Genomic DNA, 1298 nt, shown 5'->3' on the forward strand with positions numbered 1-1298 from the left:
CCTCTGGGATGTCGCCGACCCCGCGCAGGCACGGCTGCTCGGCGCCTCCCGAGGGGGGCCAGACGCCTCGCCCTCCATCCTGTCCTTGGACATCAGCCCCGACGAACAGACCGTCGCAGTGGGTGGTGCAGACAACATGGCGACCCTCTTCAACATCAGTGATCCGACGCGCCCCTTCCCCCTCGGCGAGCCACTGGCCGGGCATGAACGCGGGGTGGCCACCGTGGCCTTTGCCGAGGGCGGACGCACCCTGATCACCGGGAGTGCGGACGACACCGTGCGGATCTGGTCGCTTCCCACGACACGCCTGGCAGGAATCGCTGGCAATGCGACCGCGGTGGTGTTCAGCCACGACAACAAGACATTGGCCGTCGGAGGAGGGAAGGGCGACCGCTCAGTCCACCTGTGGGACGTCACCGACCCCACGTTGCCGAAACGCGCGTCCGGCCCGCTGCCGGCCGACGGCGACGTGGACTCCATCGCGATCACTCGGGACGATAGCGTGCTCGCGGCGGCCAGCGGCCCAGTAGTTCGAATGTGGAACATCCACGACCCTTACAGGCCGGTTCGCGCCGGACCAGACATCAGACTCCCCGCTGTCGCGGCTGGGCTGGCCATCAGTCCGGACAACCGGACCCTGGCAGTCGGGTCCACCGACGGTCTCACCCGGCTGTTCGATCTCAATGACCCAGCACGGCCGACTCAGCTGTCCGAGCCCCTCGTGTCCACCCCTGGCGAGTTGGTCACCACCGCCGCATTCACCCCAGACGGCCGGATTCTCGCTACCGCGGGCAACGATCACGACGTGCGACTGTGGGATGTTTCGGTGCCGTCGCAACCACGACCTGCCGGAATCCTCCGCGGCCACACCGACAACATCTTCAAGATCGCGATCAGCCCCGATGGAACACGGTTGGCCAGCGTCGGCGCCAACCACACCGTCCGTGTCTGGAACATCGCCGACCCTGCGCAACCACGCGAGGAGCCTCCGCTCCTTGAGCAGACCGAATCGGTCGGTGGGGTGGCGTGGAGCTCGGACAGCGCCCTGCTCGCCACTGGCAGCAGCGACACCACGATTGCATTGTGGGACATGACCAATCCGGACGGCGGACGCCTCGTCGGGACGCCGATCACCGGCCACACCGACAACATCTACGCCGTCAGCTTCGGTCCCCCTGGTGTCCTGGCCAGCGGTGGCCGCGACCGCGTCGTCCGTCTATGGGACCTGAGCGTCGATCGCGCGATCAGCCGAATCTGCTCAAGTACCGCCGATGCCCTTACCGAACGGGCGTGGGATA

At 67.2% G+C, this 1298-nt stretch carries 1 pseudogene; it reads left to right on the forward strand.

Annotated elements, in window-relative coordinates:
* Window positions 1-1298: pseudogene (locus VZC37_RS24655) on the forward strand (WD40 repeat domain-containing protein); the annotation flags it as partial.

This window comes from Gordonia sesuvii, from assembly GCF_036350415.1.
Lineage (GTDB): Bacteria > Actinomycetota > Actinomycetes > Mycobacteriales > Mycobacteriaceae > Gordonia > Gordonia sesuvii.